Here is an 18,109-nt window from a genome sequence, read left to right as displayed (position 1 = left end):
ATAATGAACACTAATTATAAAATAACATCCTATTGCCATATAAAGAATTCTAAAGTTTCTTTAAATGGTTCTGTTATTTTTAGTGAGCAATTACTAGATTTTCCTGAATTTATAAAAGCAGCATATAAATCTCAAGACACAAAATATCCTAAGTTTTTTAAAATGGATAATCTAAGTAAACTCGCCATTTTGGCAGCAGATATTTTACTTAAAAATGAAAACTTAAATTTAGAAGAAACCAATAATATTGCTTTAGTGTTTTCTAACAAAGCATCGAGTTTAGACACAGATAGGTCACACCAAAAAGCCATTCAACATAAAGACAATTATTTTCCTAGCCCTGCTGTTTTTGTATACACATTACCAAATATTTGCCTTGGCGAGATAAGTATTAAATATAAGCTATATACTGAGAATAGTTTTTTTATCTTTGACCACTTTAATGCCAAGCATTTGTTGACATATACAAACAGTTTGTTAGATACAAACAAAGCAGAATCAGTGCTTTGTGGTTGGGTTGAATTTGAAGGAGATCATTATGAAGCCTTTTTATATTTGGTTTCAAATGAAGGCAATATAGAACACAATAAACAGAACATAATAACATTATATAATACATAATATGGAAGCTTTAAAACAAGAATTAAAAGAAAACATTATCGAGCAATTAAATCTTGAAGACATGACGGTTACTGATATTGCAGATGATGAGATGCTTTTTGGTGATGGTTTAGCATTAGATTCAATTGATGCTTTAGAACTTATTGTTATGCTAGATAAAAACTATGGTATTAAATTAACAGACCCAAAAGAAGGTCGTGCCATTTTTGAATCTATCAATACGATGGCTGCTTACATTACTGAGCACAGATCTAAATAATAAATTCCTGCTAAAATCAGGAAACATACATGAGTAAAGGAATTGCTATAACTGGAATGGGAATTATATCTGCTATTGGAAACAATGTTGCAGAAAATTTTCAGTCGCTTATTGAAGCTAAAAAAGGAATTTCAAGAATTTCTAAAATAGAAACCATTCATAAAGACGACATTATGGTTGGTGAAATTGACTATACTAATAGTCAGTTAGAGCAACTTTTAGGTTTATCTCCAGATAATAATTTTTCAAGAACAGGGTTACTTGGAACTGTAGCTGCTAAGGAGGCTGTTGCGCATGCCGGAATTAATGATATTAATAAATATAAAACTGGTTTAATATCTGCCACAAGTGTTGGTGGTATGGATATGACAGAACGTTTTTATTATGAATATCTAGAAAGCAAAACAAACTTAAAATATATTGAAGGTCATCATGCAGGAGATTCTACTCAAAAAATTGCTGAACAATTAGGCATAGACAAAAGTTTAGTAACCACCATTAGCACCGCTTGTTCATCGGCTGCAAATGCTATAATGCTTGGAGCGAGACTTATAAAATCTGGACAATTAGATCGTGTGATTGTTGGTGGATCAGACTGTATGTCTAAATTCACTATCAATGGATTTAAAACCTTAATGATTCTTTCAGATACTTACAACACACCCTTTGACGAAAATAGAAAAGGGTTGAATCTTGGAGAAGCTGCTGCTTTCTTAGTTTTGGAATCTGATGCTGTAGTAAAAGCTGAAAACAAAACCGTTCTAGGATATGTAAAAGGGTATGGAAATGCCAATGATGCCTTCCATCAAACAGCTTCTTCAGATCATGGAGATGGGGCGACTTTAGCCATGGAAAAAGCATTACAAGTTGCTGGTTATTCTGCAAATGACATCGATTATATTAATGCCCATGGCACAGCCACAGGAAATAACGATTTGTCTGAAGGACGAGCTATTATTCGAGTTTTTGGAGAAAATACGCCAGAATTCAGTTCCACCAAAGCATATACAGGTCACACCTTAGCTGCTGCTGGAGCCATTGAAGCTGTATATTCAATTTTAGCGTTACAAAACAATGTGATTTATCCTAATCTGAATTTTAAAACTCAAATGAAAGAGTTCAGTATCACTCCTCAATTGAAACTTAAAGAAAAAACATTGCAAACAGTGATGTCTAATTCTTTTGGATTTGGGGGGAATTGTTCCACGGTTATTTTTTCGAAAGAACAATAATGGGTTTAACTATGAAAAAAGTCTACATCAATAGCATCGCAAGTATTTCACCTCAAAAAACATTCGATAATTCGGAGTTTTTAAATGAGGTTATTAATCATGAAAATCAAGTTGTTTATGCTATAGAACCTGTTTATAAAGATTACATTCCTCCTGCTGCTGCAAGACGTATGGCAAAAGGGATTAAAATGGGAGTTGTAGCTTCTAAAATAGCTTTACACGAAGCCAAATTAGAACATGTAGATGCCATTATAACTGGTACAGGAATGGGTTGTTTACGCGATTCTGAAAAATTTTTAAGTGGTATTATTAATAATAACGAACAGTTTTTAACTCCAACGTCTTTTATTCAATCTACTCATAATACAGTTGGTGGACAAATTGCTTTAGAGCTACAATGTAAAGGCTATAATTTTACTTATGTTCATGGAAGCAATTCCTTTGAATCGGCTTTATTGGATGCTAAACTTCAATTAGAATTGAATGAAGCACAAAACATTTTAATTGGTGGTGTAGATGAATTAGGAGATCATACCACAAAATTACATGAATTAATTCATCATATTAAAAAAGAAGAAATAACATCAAACACGCTTTTAAGTTCAAAAACTAAAGGTTCCATGTTTGGCGAAGGAGCTAACTTTTTTGTGTTATCAAATAAAAAACAAGCATCAACTTATGCAGAAGTTGTTTCTGTAAAGATGTATAATACTTTGTCTCTCAATGAGATTTCTCTACTAGCTACTACCTTTTTAGAAGAGAATAATCTAACTATAGAAGATATTGATGTTGTTGTTTTAGGCAACAATGGCGATGTAGATTTTGATGGGTATTACAACCAATTGACTTCTACTGTTTTTAACAATACCCAACAAGTTTGTTACAAACATCTTTGTGGCGAATTCAATACAGCATCTCCTTTTGGTATTTGGATTGCTTCAAAGATATTGAAAACACAAAGCTTACCTGATATCTTAAAATTGAACGATAAAGAAACAGGTTCCTTTAAAAACATCTTACTTTATAATCAGTATCGTGGAGAAAATCATAGTTTCACCTTGCTTAAAACATGCTAAACTTTAAAACAGTAAACAGCTTAACACTTATTGTTTTAATAAGTTTAATAGTCGCTTACTTTTTAATTGGCATTTCTTTTTGGTGGTTTCTTTTATTAGGTTTTTTTTGGTTCATATTAACTGCTTTAGGCTCTGGTTTAATTGGCTGGAATTATCATTTAGTAGCTCTTAATAGTAATCCTTCAATTGTAAAAAATCAAGTAGCTATCACTTTCGACGATGGCCCAAACCCAGAATTCACGCCTAAAGTTCTAGAGCTTTTAAAAAAACATCAAGCAAAAGCTAGCTTTTTCTGTATTGGGAAACAAATTGAAGCTTATCCAGATGTATTCAAAAACATCATTAACGAAGGGCATACTGTTGGAAATCATACTTATTCTCATGATCATCTTTTCGGGTTTTTTAGCACTGAAAAAATCATTTCAGAATTAAAGCAAACCAATAAAATAGTGTTCGAACAATCAAGTTTAAAATTAAACTTATACAGGCCTGCTTTTGGAGTAACAAACCCTAGAATTAAAAAAGCATTAAAAGCAACGCAACTTCAAGCTATTGGATGGAACAAACGCTCTTTAGACACCACAAATTTAAGTAAAGAAACCATTTTAAATCGTGCGTCTAAAAACCTAAAAAAAGGAGATGTCATTCTACTTCATGATGCAAGTGAAAAAACCTTATGGGTTTTGGAACAGTTATTGTTAATTTTACAAAAGCAAAATTTACAAGCTGTAACTGTTGATAGCTTATTTAATATAGAACCTTATGCGTAGTATTGTTTTTCTTTTATTTTTTATGTGTGTTGCAGTTCAAGCGCAAACAAAAATGTCTATATCTGAAGCAGAAACATTAAAAACCCTAGTAAAAAGTCAGGCTTTAACGACTAAAACTATTTCTAGCAATTTTATACAATACAAACATTTAGATTTTCTATCAAACGATATTATCACTAAAGGTACTTTAGCATTTAAAACACCAGATTTAGTAAAGTGGGAATATACAGACCCATATAAATATACAGTGCTTTTTAAAAATGAAACCCTTTATATTAATGATGAAGGTAAAAAAAACCAGGTAAATATGGGTTCTAATAAATTGTTTAAACAATTAAACAGTTTAATTATTAATAGCATAAAAGGTGATATGTTCGATGATGAAACCTTTAAAATTGAATTCTTCAAAATAGACAATAACAGTCTGGTACATTTTATTCCTAAAGACAAAAAATCCTCAAAATACATTTCTGCATTTCACATAACTTTTAATACAAAAGGCGATGTTATTGAAGTGAAAATGATAGAACCTTCAGGAGATTTTACTAAAATCGTCTTCAATAACAAAGTCTTAAACAAACCACTTGCTGATGCGATTTTTACTCATTAGTATTTGTTTGTTGCTTGTATCTTGTGCCAGTTATCCCAAAAAACAACACTTTCAATTAGATAATTCGGTTTCAAAAAGTATCGAAAACCCCTATTTTTCAGATGAAACAAAAGATTATATTTACAAAGCATCCATTGATGTGTACGACAAGCATTTTGGTGGCCTTTTAATTATCAAAAAAATAAATGAGCAGGAACATCGAGTTGTTTTTACAACCGAAATGGGAAACAAACTTTTCGATTTCTCCTTTTTTGAAGACGACTTTAAAGTCAATTTTATTCTCGATGAGCTTAATAAAAAAATACTTATCAATATTTTAAAGAAAGATTTCAAAGTCTTAATTACAGAAAAAATTAACGTAACGAACAGATTCTCAGAAGCTGATAATCATATTTTTGAAACAATTATTTATAATAAAAAACATTATTATTATTTTAATGAGAATCAACTTTCCCATGTTATTCGAACAAAAAACGGAAAAGAAAATGTTCAGTTTTTATTCACAGAAATAAGCACTAATTTTGCCAATCAAATTTCAATAAAACACAACAATATTAAATTACAAATTACCCTAAAATCTATTACCCAATGAAAAACCTACTTTTAGCTATCGCTATTATTGCCATTAGCATACCAACATTCTCGCAAGTAAAAGTTAGACCAGGATTACGATTGGGGCTTAATGCAGCTACTATTACCAATCATGAAGACTCTGAAAGAAAGATTGGATTTGATGGCGCCATATTTGCGAATATTCATTTTACCAGTTTTTATGAATTACAGCCAGAGTTAACATATTCTAACCAAGGTTTTAAGAGACGAAATATTATATATTATACTGGAAATGGAACAAATGAAATTGGAGGTGGCTTTAACATTAATTATATAGGTCTTTCAGTTGCAAACAAATTTTTTGTTGTTCCAAATACTGGTTTGCATTTTATTGTAGGCCCAAGTATTGAAATGAACGTTTCAGACGATTCTCAATATGATGATATAACCCCAATTGACTTTTCATTATTTGGCGGAGTTGGATACGAATTTCCAATGGGACTTGGTATTGAAGCTAGATTCAAACAAGGACTCATAGATGTTAGAAAAGATTATTATGACGATCCTAACTATCATGATGACAATGAACTCTATAACTACAACAACAAACTAAATTCTGTGTTTCAATTAAATGTATCTTATAAATTCGATTTTTAATAAATACACCCTAAAAAAATGAAAAACCTAATTCTTGCTATCGCATGTGTTGCCATTAGCTTACCTACATTTTCTCAAGTAAAAGTACGTCCAGGATTGCGCTTAGGATTGAACGCTTCTAATATTACAAACCATTATAATTCTGAAAGAGTTTTTGGGTTAAATGGTGCTGTGTTTGTAAACATTCATCTTGCAAATTTTTACGAACTACAACCAGAATTAACTTACTCTAATCAAGGTTTTAATGGAGTACAACATAGATATGTAGGTTCTTTTGACCCTTTAATTACTTCTAGTGATAGCGATGTAAATACCCATTATCTAGGTCTTGGTATTGCAAATAAATTTTATGTAGTCCCTAATTTAGGCTTGCATTTTATTGTTGGTCCAAGTTTGGAGTTTAATATTTCAGATAATTCGTATTATGACATTACACCTGTCGATTTATCTCTGTTTGGTGGTATTGGTTACGAATTTCCAATGGGTCTCGGTATTGAAGCTAGATACAAGCAAGGAATTGTTGATGTTAGAGATGGTTATTATGATATTTATTACGACGATTATAACTACGACGACGAATACTATAACGGAAAAAATAAATTAAACTCTGTATTTCAATTTAATGTGTATTATAAATTCGGAATGTAACTTTTTATCATGAAAAACTTACTACTCTCATTATGTTTTATATCTTTTATAAACATGTCTTTTTCACAAAACGAAAAAGGATTAGGGTTTCGAGGTGGCTTAAATTTCTCTAAACTTACCAATGCAAACTTAGACTATAAAACCAATGGCTATTTTGGTATATTTTATCAGGTAAGATTGTCAGACTTATATGCCTTACAACCTGAAATAGGTTATTCCAATCAAGGAGGCAAAACTACGGATGCTAATATATATGTGGAATATCTTACTTTAGGTATTACCAATAAATTGTTTTTATCTCCAAAAGCAGGCTTATATATGTTAGTCACTCCTGGTTTTGATTTTGATTTAGACGACACACTAATTGGCCTTATTAACAGAGGGGAAGGAAGTGGAAATAATGCTACCTTTATAGATTTTACACTTTCTTTTGGTTTAGGAATCGAATTTAAAAACGGCTTAGCTATAGAAGCACGATATAAACAAGGTTTAATTGATGTTTATTCAGGTTCATTTCATAATTTTGAATCTGAATTATTTGAAAACGAAACCCAATTTAATTCTGTTTTCCAAATTGGTTTAGCTTATACATTCAGCTTAACAAAAAAAGAATAATCATGCTTTTAAAAGGTTTTTACAAATTAAATAGTCTTACTGTAACAGAAAATTTGGCAATAGCTAAAATTACCATCAACAAAGACCATGAGGTTTTTAAAGGGCATTTTCCTGGAAATCCTGTTACTCCTGGTGTTTGTATGATGCAGATAATTAAAGAGCTTACAGAGCAAATTGTCGATAAAAAACTTTTTATGGAATCGGCAAGCAATGTCAAGTTTATGGCAATTATTAATCCAGATAAGACACCAGATTTAACGTTGGAATTAGATATTACTAAAACAGATTCTGGCTACAAAGTAAAAAACAATACCACATTTGGTGACACTGTGGCATTAAAATTGACTACTAATTACATTATAAAATAAATCCAATATTGTGAAATTTTTTATTGCGCTTATATTCTCATGCAGCTTATTAGGTCTAGATCTAGACTTAAGCAAAGTTCGTGTGGCTTATAAGGAAGCTGCTCACGATAAATCTAAAGTAGAAGACTTTAGTCAGATGCTTCAAGAAGTAACAAAAAAAGATAATGTTGCTTTAGTCGCTTATAAAGGCGCTTCCATTGCTTTAAAAGCCAAATATGCCAAAACTATTAAAGCCAAAAAAGAAGGGTTTATTGAAGGCGTGTCCTATATAGAATTTGCAATCGAGAAAGAACCAAATGCAGTGGAACCTCGATTTGTTAGAATTGGCATACAAGAGAATTCGCCAAAAATTTTAAAGTATAAAAGTAATATAGACGAGGACAAATTGTTTTTGCTTAAACAATATCAAAATATTTCTTCAGCAAATTTAAAAATGCATGTAAAAGACTATATTTTACAATCTACTGTCTTTACAGATGAAGAAAAACAAACCATAAATAACCAATAAGCATCATTATTTTTATCCCTAAATATATTATGAAGAAAATTACCCTATTAGTCTTTTTTGTTTTTTCACTTTCTATCTCAGCACAAGATCTTATTATAACATCAACCAATGAAGAAATCTCTGCTAAAGTTGAAGAGATTCATATTGAAACAATTTCTTATAAAAAATTTAATAACTTATCTGGACCTACCTATCATATAGAAAAAACAGATGTAACAAAAATTATTTTTGAAAATGGAGATGTTGATACCTTTGAATCTGATTCAAATAATACAACATCTGAAGAAAAAAGTGCCACATTAGAAGAAACAGAAGCATTTTTAAAAGAATATATTGAAACCTATTGCTATGATGATAATGGCTATTTAATAAATAGATATAAAGCAATCTTTGAAGGTGATTATTTAAGATTAATTGTCATGAATAAAAATCAAACCAAGGAATTAAGCAACTATTTATACAATTTTAAAAACGTGTATTCTTTTAGAAGGCCTGATAGAAGAGCTAACGAGCTAGCTTATATCAATTTTCATGTGCCATTCTTATTTAACGAAAAGAAAGACAAGTGGGATAAACGCAAATTAGTAATGAGTGTTGAAGGTCATGATACTGCCCAATCTATTGTAAACGCTTTGAAACATTACAATTACCTACTTAAAAATAAAAGCAAAAAACCGGATCAGAAATTTTAGTCCTAATTATTTAAACTATCGCTTAAATTAAGAGTAAAAATCAGTAATTTGGGAACAGTAACAAAAAAGCTTCCTTGAAGTGACTAACGAGCTTATTAAACAAAAAATTACCGATTTAAACGTATGTGTTATTATTCCAACATACAACAACCAGCACACCCTAAAACGAGTTGTTGAAGGGGTTCTAGAACTTACCAATAACATCCTTATTGTAAATGATGGTTCTACAGACACAACCTCAACCATTCTTAAAGATTACCAGCAACTAGAACAGATTCATTTTTCTGAAAATAAAGGCAAAGGTGTTGCTTTAAGAGAAGGATTTAAACACGCAATTTCTTTAGGGTATCAATTTGCTATTACTATTGATTCTGATGGGCAACATTTTCCAAATGATATTCCAAATTTCATCAATGAGTTAGAACAAAATGAAGATAAAAACATCTTAATTATAGGTTCTAGAAACATGGAGCAAGAAGGTGTTCCTGGTAAAAGTAGTTTTGGAAATAAATTTTCAAACTTTTGGTTTTGGGCAGAAACTGGTATCAAACTAAAAGACACGCAGTCGGGGTTTAGATTGTATCCTTTAGACGTTATTAAAAACCTAAAATTCTACACCACCAAATTCGAATTTGAAATTGAAGTGATTGTAAAAACGGCATGGAAAGATATTGAAGTTAAAAACATGCCAATTCAAGTTCTTTACGATGAATCTGAACGCGTCTCACATTTTAGACCTTTTAAAGATTTTACCAGAATAAGTATCTTAAATACATGGCTGGTTTTTTTAACCCTCATCTATTATTTACCAAGACGCATTTTTAGAAATATTAAAAAAAAAGGTCTTAAGCGTTTTTTTGTAGAAGACCTTTTAGGCAGTAACGATTCTCCTAAAAAGAAAGCCCTTTCTATTGCTTTAGGTACTTTTATAGGTTTTTCGCCACTTTGGGGATTTCATACCATTTTAGTTTTAACCCTTGCTGTGTTTTTAAAATTAAACAAAACCATAGCTTTTGCTTTCTCAAACGTCAGCTTACCTCCTTTTATTCCCTTTATTATATTTGCTAGTTTAGAATTAGGACAGTGGGTTTTAGGTGAAAAAATCTCTTACTCTATTGAAGAAATGATGGCTAATTTTGAAGCTTTTAAACATCTAAAAACGTATCTTGTTGGAAGTTTTGCCTTAGCAATTATTGGAGCTATTGTTTTTGGATTTATAGGATATATTTTCTTCAGTTTTTTTAATAAGAAGAAAATGGCATTAAAAAATGACTAACTTTTTTTACAACATACATACGTATTTAGCCTCAAGAAAAATTGTAGGCTTTTTTGCTTTAGTCCTACTGGTTTTAAGCTTAGGGTTTCTAGCATCTAAAATTGAATTTGAAGAAGATATTACAAAGCTTATTCCAATAAACGAAGAAAACTCTGATGCTCAAAAAGTTTTAAAATCAGTCAATTTTGCCGATAAGATTATTGTAAATATTAAGAGAGAATCTGCCGGTTCTATCAACGACTTAACACAATACGCTTCGCAGTTTATTGATAGTATTAACAACAGTTCTAGTGAATATTTCACAAAAATTCAAGGAAAAGTTGAAGATGAAGATATTCTCAATACTTTAGATTTTGTTTATAACAACTTACCACATTTTCTTGAAGAATCTGACTATAAAACCATCCAAAATAAACTACAAAAAGATAGTATAGAAGCTATTACCAAAGCCAATTATAAAACTTTGATTTCGCCCTCTGGAATGGTTGCTAAAGAAACCATTTTGAGAGACCCTTTGGGTTTATCTTTTTTAGCTTTAAAAAAATTACAACTCTTAAGTTTTGGTAATGAGTTTACCATGCAAAATGGCTTTTTATTAAGCAAAGACAAAAAACACGTGCTGCTTTTTATTTCTCCAACGCATGCATCTAGTGAAACATCAAAAAACGCCCTTTTTGCTGAGCAACTTTATCAATTAAATACAAATTTAAATCATGTCTTTAAAGGCAAGGTAAGTAGCGAATATTTTGGAGGCGCTTTAGTTGCTGTAGCTAATGCCAAACAAATAAAAAAAGACATTCAATTAACGGTTGGTATTGCTATTTCGGTTTTACTTTTAATCTTAATTCTTTTTTATAGAAAGCTAAGCGTTCCTCTAATTCTATTTACACCAACAGCTTTTGGCGCCTTGCTGGCTGTAGCGTTACTCTTTTTAATACGCACTAAAATTTCTGCAATTTCTTTAGGAATTGGTTCCGTTTTACTAGGGATTACCTTAGATTATGCCTTGCATATATTAACGCATATTCGAAGTAATAACAACGTTAAAGCTTTATATCAAGAAATTACCAAACCTATTTTAATGAGCAGTTTAACAACAGCTTTAGCATTTTTATGTTTGTTGTTTTTAGATTCTCAAGCCCTTCAAGATTTAGGACTTTTCGCTGCTATTAGTGTGCTTGGATCATCATTTTTTGCCTTGATTTTTATTCCTTTAGTTTATAAAAACAAAAGTGAAACAGCCAAAAAAACAACAATTTTAGACAAGATTGCAAGTTATCCATTACATAAAAACAAATGGATTTTAATTGGTTTAGTCATGTTGTTTATCATGAGCTACTTTACCTATAACAAAGTAACTTTCAACAACGATTTAGCCAATTTAAATTTTGAACCAACCGAACTTCGTGAAGCCCAAAACAGATTAGATGCATTAACCAATATCAATTCAAAATCTGTTTATATAGCTGCTTACGGAACAAATGAACAAAGCGTTTTATCTACAAACGACAGCGTTTTTTCAGCCTTAAAAACCCTTAGAAAAAAAGATAGTCTTATTGGTTTTAGTTCCATTAGTGCCTTAATAAAATCAGATAAAATCCAAGAAAAGCAACTTGCATTTTGGAATAATTTCTGGACAGAAGACACTAAACAAAACATCCAAAAAAACCTCATCGAAAGTGGCTCGAAATTAGGGTTTAAGCCAACTAGTTTTCAGGAGTTTTACACACAATTAAATAAGGATTTCAAACCCCTAAACCCTGAAGCTTTTAACGACTTTGAAACCATTTCGGTTGACGATTATATAGCTACCAAAGATGATTTTACAACCATAACGACTTTAGTTAAACTAAAGGATGAGCAAGCCGAAAACTTATTTAATAAATTTGAAAACAGCTCACAAACCATGGTTATTGACAGAAAACAAATGAATGAAACCTTTTTGGGAAGCCTTAAAACCGATTTTAATAGTTTAGTAGGCTATTCATTTGTTGTCGTTTTATTACTATTACTACTCTTTTACAGAAGCTTTTCATTAACACTTGTTACACTTCTTCCAATAGCTTTAACCTGGTTTTTAACCCTTGGAATTATGGGCTTGTTGGATATTCAATTTAATATTTTCAATATTATTATTACGACATTTATTTTTGGTTTAGGCATCGATTATAGCATTTTTATAACAAATGGTTTACTCCATGAATTAAGAACAGGCGAAAGCTCTTTACCTACTCATAAAACCTCTATTTTACTTTCTGTAATTACCACAATTTTAGGAGTAGGAGTTTTAATTTTCGCGAAGCACCCAGCTTTACATAGCATTTCTTTGGTGTCTTTAATTGGTATTCTTTCTGCCATGTTAATTTCGTTTGCTATTCAGCCACTTTTGTTTATGTTTTTTATTGGAAGCAAACATAGTAGACCTTCACCAGTACACATGTTTATTCATTCATCCATATCTTTTACATATTATGGCTTGGGTGGTTTATTATTGTCTTTAATAGGAATTGCCGTTATGAAAGTAGTACCTATAAGCATGAAAATTAAAATGAATTGGTTCCATAGAGTCATGTCTAAGTTTATGAAATCTGTTTTAGATTCATATCCATTCTTTAAAACGAAAGTGATTAATGAATCTAAAGAAACCTTTGAAAAACAAGCCATGGTTATAGCCAATCACACATCTTTTCTAGATATTCTTGCTATTGGCATGCTCCATCCAAAAATTATTTTCTTGGTAAACGACTGGGTTTACAATTCGCCTTTTTTTGGTAAAGCAGTGAAACTTGCCGGTTTTTATCCGGTATCTAGTGGCATTGAAAAAGGCGTAGACCATCTTCAGGAAAAAGTGAAACAAGGTTATAGTTTAATGGCCTTCCCAGAAGGTACGCGTTCTTATACAAACAAAATGAAACGCTTTCATAAAGGGGCTTTCTTTTTAGCTGAAAAGTTTCAATTAGATATTGTGCCTGTATTAATTCATGGAAATTCCGAAGTACTTCCAAAAGGAAATTTCGTTATTAAGAAAGGGATTATTTCAGTAAAAATATTAGATAGAATTCCTTTTAAGGATGGGTCCCTTTCTGAGGGAAATAGAGAACTAACCAAAAAAATAAGTCGCCATTTTAAAAATGAATTTAATGCATTTAGAAAAATAAAAGAAGATGCAACCTATTTTCATAAGGTGGTTTTAGAAGAATTTAGATATAAAGGTGATACCTTATACAAACAAGTGAAATTAGATTTAAAGACCAATGCAATAGTTTACAAAACCATTATAGATTCCATTGGAGAAAAAGACAATATTCTTCACTTTTCAAAAACTTGTGGGCAATTAGATTTCTTATTAGCATTAGATAGACCTGATAGAAAAATAAATACTTATTTTGAAGATCAAACCATCAGAGAGATTATCAGAAACAGTTATTTAAGCAATAATCACTATCGTATTTCGGTTTTAAATACACGTGATGAGGTTTTAAACTATCAAGCGAATGTAATTATTATAGACGATATTCAATTAACCAGTAATCAGTTGGAGACAGCTATTCAAAATGGCGTTTGTAAAATTGTTTTACTGCAATCTAGCATAAATCTATCTCCTAAAATAATTGAATATCAGAGTTTTAAAGTGAACCATCAAGCTGAAAAAATAACCATATTAACAAAAACAGAATTCCTTTGAAACCAAAATCTAAATATGATGTTGTTATAGTTGGTAGTGGTTTAGGAGGCCTTGTTTCAGCAGTTATTCTTGCTAAAGAAGGCTACAGCGTTTGCGTTTTGGAAAAAAATCAGCAATATGGTGGCAATCTTCAAACCTTTGTAAGAGATAAATCTATTTTCGATACAGGTGTTCATTATATAGGTAGTTTAGACAAAGGACAAAACCTGCATCAATACTTTAATTATTTAGGTATTATGGACGAACTTGCTCTTAAAAAAATGGATGAAGATGGTTTTGATGCCATCACCTTCGACGACGATGAAAAAGAATATAAGTATGCACAAGGCTATGAAGAATTCACTAAAAGCTTAATCAAAGATTTCCCAAATGAAGCTGAAGCCATACAAGCATATTGCAACAAAATTAAAGAAACTTGCGATAAGTTTCCTCTGTACCGTTTAAAACTTGGAAGACCTTATGCCGATGGTGTTTTTAAGTTACAAATAAGAAAGTTTTTAGAGTCTATTACCGATAACAAAAGGCTTCAGGCTGTTTTAGCTGGAACCAATTTTCTATATGCAGGCGATGGTTATAAAACCCCTTTTTATGTGCATTCTTTATCTGTAAACTCATACATACAAAGTTCGTATCGTTGTTTAAATGGAGGCAGTCAGATAACCAAATTATTAATTAGAAGACTCTTAGAAGCTGGTGGTGAAGTTTACAAATATCATGAAGCTGTAAAATTTGAGTTTGAAGACAACAAAATAAGTTCTGTAATCTGCGAAAATGGCAATAAGATTCAAGGCGACATGTTCATTTCTAACATAGAACCTAAACAAACACTAAAACTTGTTGGAGATGGGAAACTGCGAAAATCTTACACTAATAGAATTGAAAATATAGAAAGTACTATTGCAGCTTTTAGTTTATATATTGTGTTAAAACCAGGTTGTTTTAAATATTTAAACAAGAATTATTACCATTTTAAATCCCTTGATGCTGTTTGGAATGCACAACATTACACCCAAGAAAGTTGGCCAGAAAACTACATGTTATCCATGGGAATTAAAAAAAATAACGATGCATATGGAGACAACATAACCATAATGACTTACATGCGTTATGAAGAAGTTAAAGCTTGGGAAAACACGTTTAATACCACAGCAAATAAAAATGACAGGGGACAGACTTACGAAGAATTTAAAAGTGAAAAAGCAGAAAAAATCATCGTAGAACTTGAGAAAAAATTTCCAAATATTAGAGACTGTATTCAGGAAACGTACACCTCCTCGCCTTTATCTTACAGAGATTATATTGCTACCAATCGTGGTTCTATGTATGGTTATGCAAAAGATGTCAATAAATCCATGCAGTCTTTTATTTCCCCTAAAACAAAAATAGAAAACTTGTTATTTACAGGACAATGTTTAAACATGCATGGCATCTTAGGTGTTACCATTGGAGGCGTTGTTACCTGCTCTGAAATTTTAGGGCAAGAGTATTTATTAAATAAAATTGTGGAGGCCAATAAGCCTTCAAAACCAGAACAAGCATGACATTAAAAACCTACATATTATCTCTGTATATTCTGTTAAGTTTAGCTTCTTGTGGTGTTTCTAATTCCTTACATGATATTCCAGATGTTAGCAGTTACAATCCAACCATTCCAGAACGTCAAACCATATCAGACACTTCTTTTACAACTAAAAATGGGTATCTCACAAAAAATAAATTTGGCCAATGGGAATTATATGTTACTGGAGACCCTTATCAAATTGGCTTAAATACCGGAAGTTTAACTCAGGAGCTTTTTGAAAAACAAGAACACGCTTTTTTAGGAAAAGTGGACGAATTAGTACCTTCAAAATTCAAACAATATCTGTTAAGAAAAATGTTGGCTTGGTACAATCGTAAAATGTACTTACATATTCCTGAAGAATATAAATCTGAAATTTTGGGTGTTTCGAAATATGCAGGAGACACTTACGATTATGTTGCAGACAATTATTTGCGAATTCTTTATTTCCATAGTGCTCACGATATTGGTCATGCGTTACAAGACCTCATGTTAGTAGGTTGCTCGTCTTTTGCTGCTTGGGGAAATAAAACAGAAGATGGCGACTTAATCGTTGGAAGAAATTTCGATTTTTATGCAGGAGACGATTTTTCAAAAGACAAAATAATTGCTTTTATAAAACCCACAAACGGTTATAGTTTTATGTCCGTTACATGGGCAGGTATGTTGGGAGTGGTTTCTGGTATGAACGATCAAGGGTTAACAGTTACTATAAATGCAGGAAAATCTGATATTCCATGGGTAGCAAAAACACCTATTTCCATTTTAACTAGAGAGATTTTACAATATGCTTCTAATATTGATGAAGCTATTGAAATTGCAAAAAAACGTCAAGTTTTTGTATCCGAATCCATTTTTATTGGAAGTGCTAAAGACAATCGAGCCATTACTATTGAAGTGTCTCCAAAGAATTTTGGTGTGTATGACGTTGAAAATTCCAATCAATTAATTTGCTCCAATCACTTTCAAAGTGAGGCTTATGCTAACGACGAAAAAAACACAAAACACAAACTTGAGAGTCATTCACTATATCGTTACGAACGCATGGAAGAGCTTTTAAATGACACTCCAAAACTAACACCACAAATAGCTGTCGATATTTTAAGAAACAAAGAAGGTTTGCATGATAAAACCATTGGTTATGGAAACGAAAAAGCCTTGAATCAGCTTTTAGCACATCATGGAATTGTTTTTAAACCCGAAGATCGCTTGGTTTGGGTATCGTCAAATCCGTATCAATTAGGAGAATTTGTAGCTTTTAACTTGAACACCGTTTTTAATGAAGCACCAAATAACAATCAAGCAGAACCATTAAATAACAAGTCGCTGACAATTGAGGAAGACCCATTTCAATACACACAAGCCTATTTAGATTATGAAACCTATCGTGTTTTAAGCAGGCAAGTTGAAAAATCTATAAGTCATGATGACCATATTGTTCCAATCATGCTAACAGAATTACAGGATGCAAATCCAGATTATTGGAAAGGGTATTATTTAGTAGGAAAATATCATTATGAAAAAAAGCATTACAGAGCTGCATTAAATGCTTTTGAAGAAGCAAAAACTAAAGAAATTACAACAGTTCCTGACAAAGAACAGATAGATTTGTATATTAAAAAGATTAAAAGGAAATTAAACGAAGAATGATTCCCGAAATAGAAAAAGCATCAACCCAAGACATAAAAACCTTTCAAGAATACAAATTGAAAGAATTATTACAATATTTAAACACTCATTCACCTTATTACAATCGGATGTTTAAAGAGCAAAATATAGATATTCGTTCTATACATGCTTTGGAAGACTTGACCATGATTCCAACCACAACTAAAGATCAATTACAACAATATAATAACGATTTTTTATGTGTGCCTAAAAGCAAAATTATCGATTATGTCACCACTTCAGGTACTATGGGAGATCCGGTAACTTTTGCTTTAACAGACAACGATTTAAACCGTTTAGCCTATAACGAAGCCTTGTCTTTTGCTTGTTCTGGCGTTACAGAAAACGATGTTTTGCAACTCATGACCACCATAGACAGACGTTTTATGGCTGGTTTGGCTTATTTTCTTGGAGCTAGAAAACTTGGTGCTGGCATTATTCGTGTTGGAGCAGGCATTCCAGAATTACAATGGGATTCTATTTTAAAATTTAAACCTACCTACCTTATTGCAGTTCCTTCTTTTTTATTGAAATTAATTGAGTATGCCAAGCAACATGATATCGATTTAAAATCTTCTGGAGTAAAAGGAGCTATTTGTATTGGGGAACCTTTACGAAATCAAGATTTTTCGTTGAATACCTTAGCAGATAAAATTACCTCTCAATGGCAAATTGAATTGTATTCTACCTATGCTTCAACCGAAATGAATACAGCTTTTAATGAATGTGAAAAACAACAAGGTGGACACCATCATCCAGAATTAATTATTGTTGAAATTTTAGATGAAAACGATCAACCGGTTTTAGCAAATGATGTTGGCGAATTGACCATTACCACTTTAGGAATTGAAGGCATGCCTTTGCTTCGCTTTAAAACGGGAGATATGGTTCAAGCACATACTGAAGCTTGTAGTTGTGGTAGAAACACGATGCGTTTAGGGCCTGTTGTAGGCAGAAAAAAGCAGATGATTAAATATAAAGGCACAACCTTATACCCTCCAGCAATGGATAATATTTTAAACGATTTTAACGAGGTTGAAAGCTATATTATAGAAATTTCTAGAAACACTATTGGAACAGACGAAATCTGTATTAAAATAGCAACCAATGCACCAACAGATAATTTATTGTCTAGAATTAAAGATCATTTTAGAGCCAAACTTCGTGTGTCTCCTCGCATTGAAATACACGATAAAAAAGTCATCCAAAAATTACAATTCCCTATTATGAGTAGAAAGCCTGTGATGGTAATTGATAAAAGACAAAATGAGTCTTAACTAGCTTTCAAAATTCAACTTCATATAATAATAA

18 protein-coding genes are annotated in these 18,109 nt (G+C 31.5%); all 18 read left to right on the top strand.

Annotated elements, in window-relative coordinates; all coding sequences use genetic code 11:
- The first annotated feature begins 3 nt into the window (after positions 1-3).
- Positions 4-621, top strand: a complete 618-nt coding sequence (locus ACI5KZ_RS05555) for a 3-oxoacyl-ACP synthase (protein WP_406847157.1) — start codon at positions 4-6, stop codon at positions 619-621.
- A 1-nt stretch (position 622) separates the two neighbouring features.
- Positions 623-880, top strand: a complete 258-nt coding sequence (locus tag ACI5KZ_RS05550) for a phosphopantetheine-binding protein (protein WP_406847156.1) — start codon at positions 623-625, stop codon at positions 878-880.
- A 29-nt stretch (positions 881-909) separates the two neighbouring features.
- Positions 910-2,112, top strand: coding sequence for a beta-ketoacyl-[acyl-carrier-protein] synthase family protein (locus ACI5KZ_RS05545; protein ID WP_406847155.1), 1,203 nt, complete (start codon positions 910-912; stop codon positions 2,110-2,112).
- 11 nt (positions 2,113-2,123) lie between these two features.
- Positions 2,124-3,188, top strand: a complete 1,065-nt coding sequence (locus ACI5KZ_RS05540; protein ID WP_406847154.1) for a beta-ketoacyl synthase chain length factor — start codon at positions 2,124-2,126, stop codon at positions 3,186-3,188.
- Positions 3,182-3,958, top strand: coding sequence for a polysaccharide deacetylase family protein (locus ACI5KZ_RS05535; protein ID WP_406847153.1), 777 nt, complete (start codon positions 3,182-3,184; stop codon positions 3,956-3,958). Before ACI5KZ_RS05540 ends, ACI5KZ_RS05535 begins: the two co-directional genes overlap by 7 nt.
- A 52-nt stretch (positions 3,959-4,010) precedes the next feature.
- Entirely contained in the window at positions 4,011-4,568 is a 558-nt protein-coding gene (locus ACI5KZ_RS05530) for an outer membrane lipoprotein carrier protein LolA (protein WP_406847152.1), read from the top strand.
- On the top strand, positions 4,549-5,160 hold the full coding sequence (locus ACI5KZ_RS05525) for a hypothetical protein (RefSeq protein WP_109309337.1): 612 nt from the start codon (positions 4,549-4,551) through the stop codon (positions 5,158-5,160). Before ACI5KZ_RS05530 ends, ACI5KZ_RS05525 begins: the two co-directional genes overlap by 20 nt.
- Complete coding sequence (locus ACI5KZ_RS05520) at positions 5,157-5,777, top strand: porin family protein (RefSeq protein ID WP_406847151.1); 621 nt, start codon at positions 5,157-5,159, stop codon at positions 5,775-5,777. The genes ACI5KZ_RS05525 and ACI5KZ_RS05520 overlap by 4 nt, the downstream gene beginning before the upstream one ends.
- Positions 5,778-5,795: 18 nt before the next feature.
- The gene (locus ACI5KZ_RS05515) at positions 5,796-6,425 is read left to right on the top strand and encodes a porin family protein (RefSeq protein WP_406847150.1); all 630 of its coding nucleotides are present in this window, start codon (positions 5,796-5,798) and stop codon (positions 6,423-6,425) included.
- A gap of 9 nt (positions 6,426-6,434) precedes the next feature.
- Positions 6,435-7,040, top strand: coding sequence for an outer membrane beta-barrel protein (locus ACI5KZ_RS05510; RefSeq protein WP_109309334.1), 606 nt, complete (start codon positions 6,435-6,437; stop codon positions 7,038-7,040).
- 2 nt (positions 7,041-7,042) lie between these two features.
- Positions 7,043-7,408: a 3-hydroxyacyl-ACP dehydratase gene (locus tag ACI5KZ_RS05505; RefSeq protein WP_109309333.1), complete on the top strand. Its 366-nt coding sequence runs from the start codon at positions 7,043-7,045 to the stop codon at positions 7,406-7,408.
- Positions 7,409-7,418: 10 nt separating this feature from the next.
- Positions 7,419-7,916: a hypothetical protein gene (locus tag ACI5KZ_RS05500; protein WP_109309332.1), complete on the top strand. Its 498-nt coding sequence runs from the start codon at positions 7,419-7,421 to the stop codon at positions 7,914-7,916.
- A 29-nt stretch (positions 7,917-7,945) separates the two neighbouring features.
- Positions 7,946-8,608: a hypothetical protein gene (locus tag ACI5KZ_RS05495; RefSeq protein WP_406847149.1), complete on the top strand. Its 663-nt coding sequence runs from the start codon at positions 7,946-7,948 to the stop codon at positions 8,606-8,608.
- Between the two features lie 79 nt (positions 8,609-8,687).
- Positions 8,688-9,884: a DUF2062 domain-containing protein gene (locus tag ACI5KZ_RS05490; protein WP_109309330.1), complete on the top strand. Its 1,197-nt coding sequence runs from the start codon at positions 8,688-8,690 to the stop codon at positions 9,882-9,884.
- Complete coding sequence (locus ACI5KZ_RS05485; RefSeq protein ID WP_406847148.1) at positions 9,877-13,569, top strand: MMPL family transporter; 3,693 nt, start codon at positions 9,877-9,879, stop codon at positions 13,567-13,569. Before ACI5KZ_RS05490 ends, ACI5KZ_RS05485 begins: the two co-directional genes overlap by 8 nt.
- Positions 13,566-15,110: a phytoene desaturase family protein gene (locus ACI5KZ_RS05480; protein ID WP_406847147.1), complete on the top strand. Its 1,545-nt coding sequence runs from the start codon at positions 13,566-13,568 to the stop codon at positions 15,108-15,110. The genes ACI5KZ_RS05485 and ACI5KZ_RS05480 overlap by 4 nt, the downstream gene beginning before the upstream one ends.
- A complete protein-coding gene (locus ACI5KZ_RS05475; RefSeq protein ID WP_406847146.1) occupies positions 15,107-16,780 on the top strand; it encodes a C45 family autoproteolytic acyltransferase/hydolase in 1,674 nt (557 codons plus the stop codon). Before ACI5KZ_RS05480 ends, ACI5KZ_RS05475 begins: the two co-directional genes overlap by 4 nt.
- Positions 16,777-18,075, top strand: coding sequence for a phenylacetate--CoA ligase family protein (locus tag ACI5KZ_RS05470; RefSeq protein ID WP_406847145.1), 1,299 nt, complete (start codon positions 16,777-16,779; stop codon positions 18,073-18,075). Before ACI5KZ_RS05475 ends, ACI5KZ_RS05470 begins: the two co-directional genes overlap by 4 nt.
- The last annotated feature ends 34 nt before the right edge of the window (positions 18,076-18,109 follow it).

Origin of the sequence: Xanthomarina sp. GH4-25, from assembly GCF_045363175.1 — a bacterium.
Classification (GTDB): domain Bacteria; phylum Bacteroidota; class Bacteroidia; order Flavobacteriales; family Flavobacteriaceae; genus Xanthomarina.
This window is presented reverse-complemented; position numbering and strand designations above follow the sequence as displayed.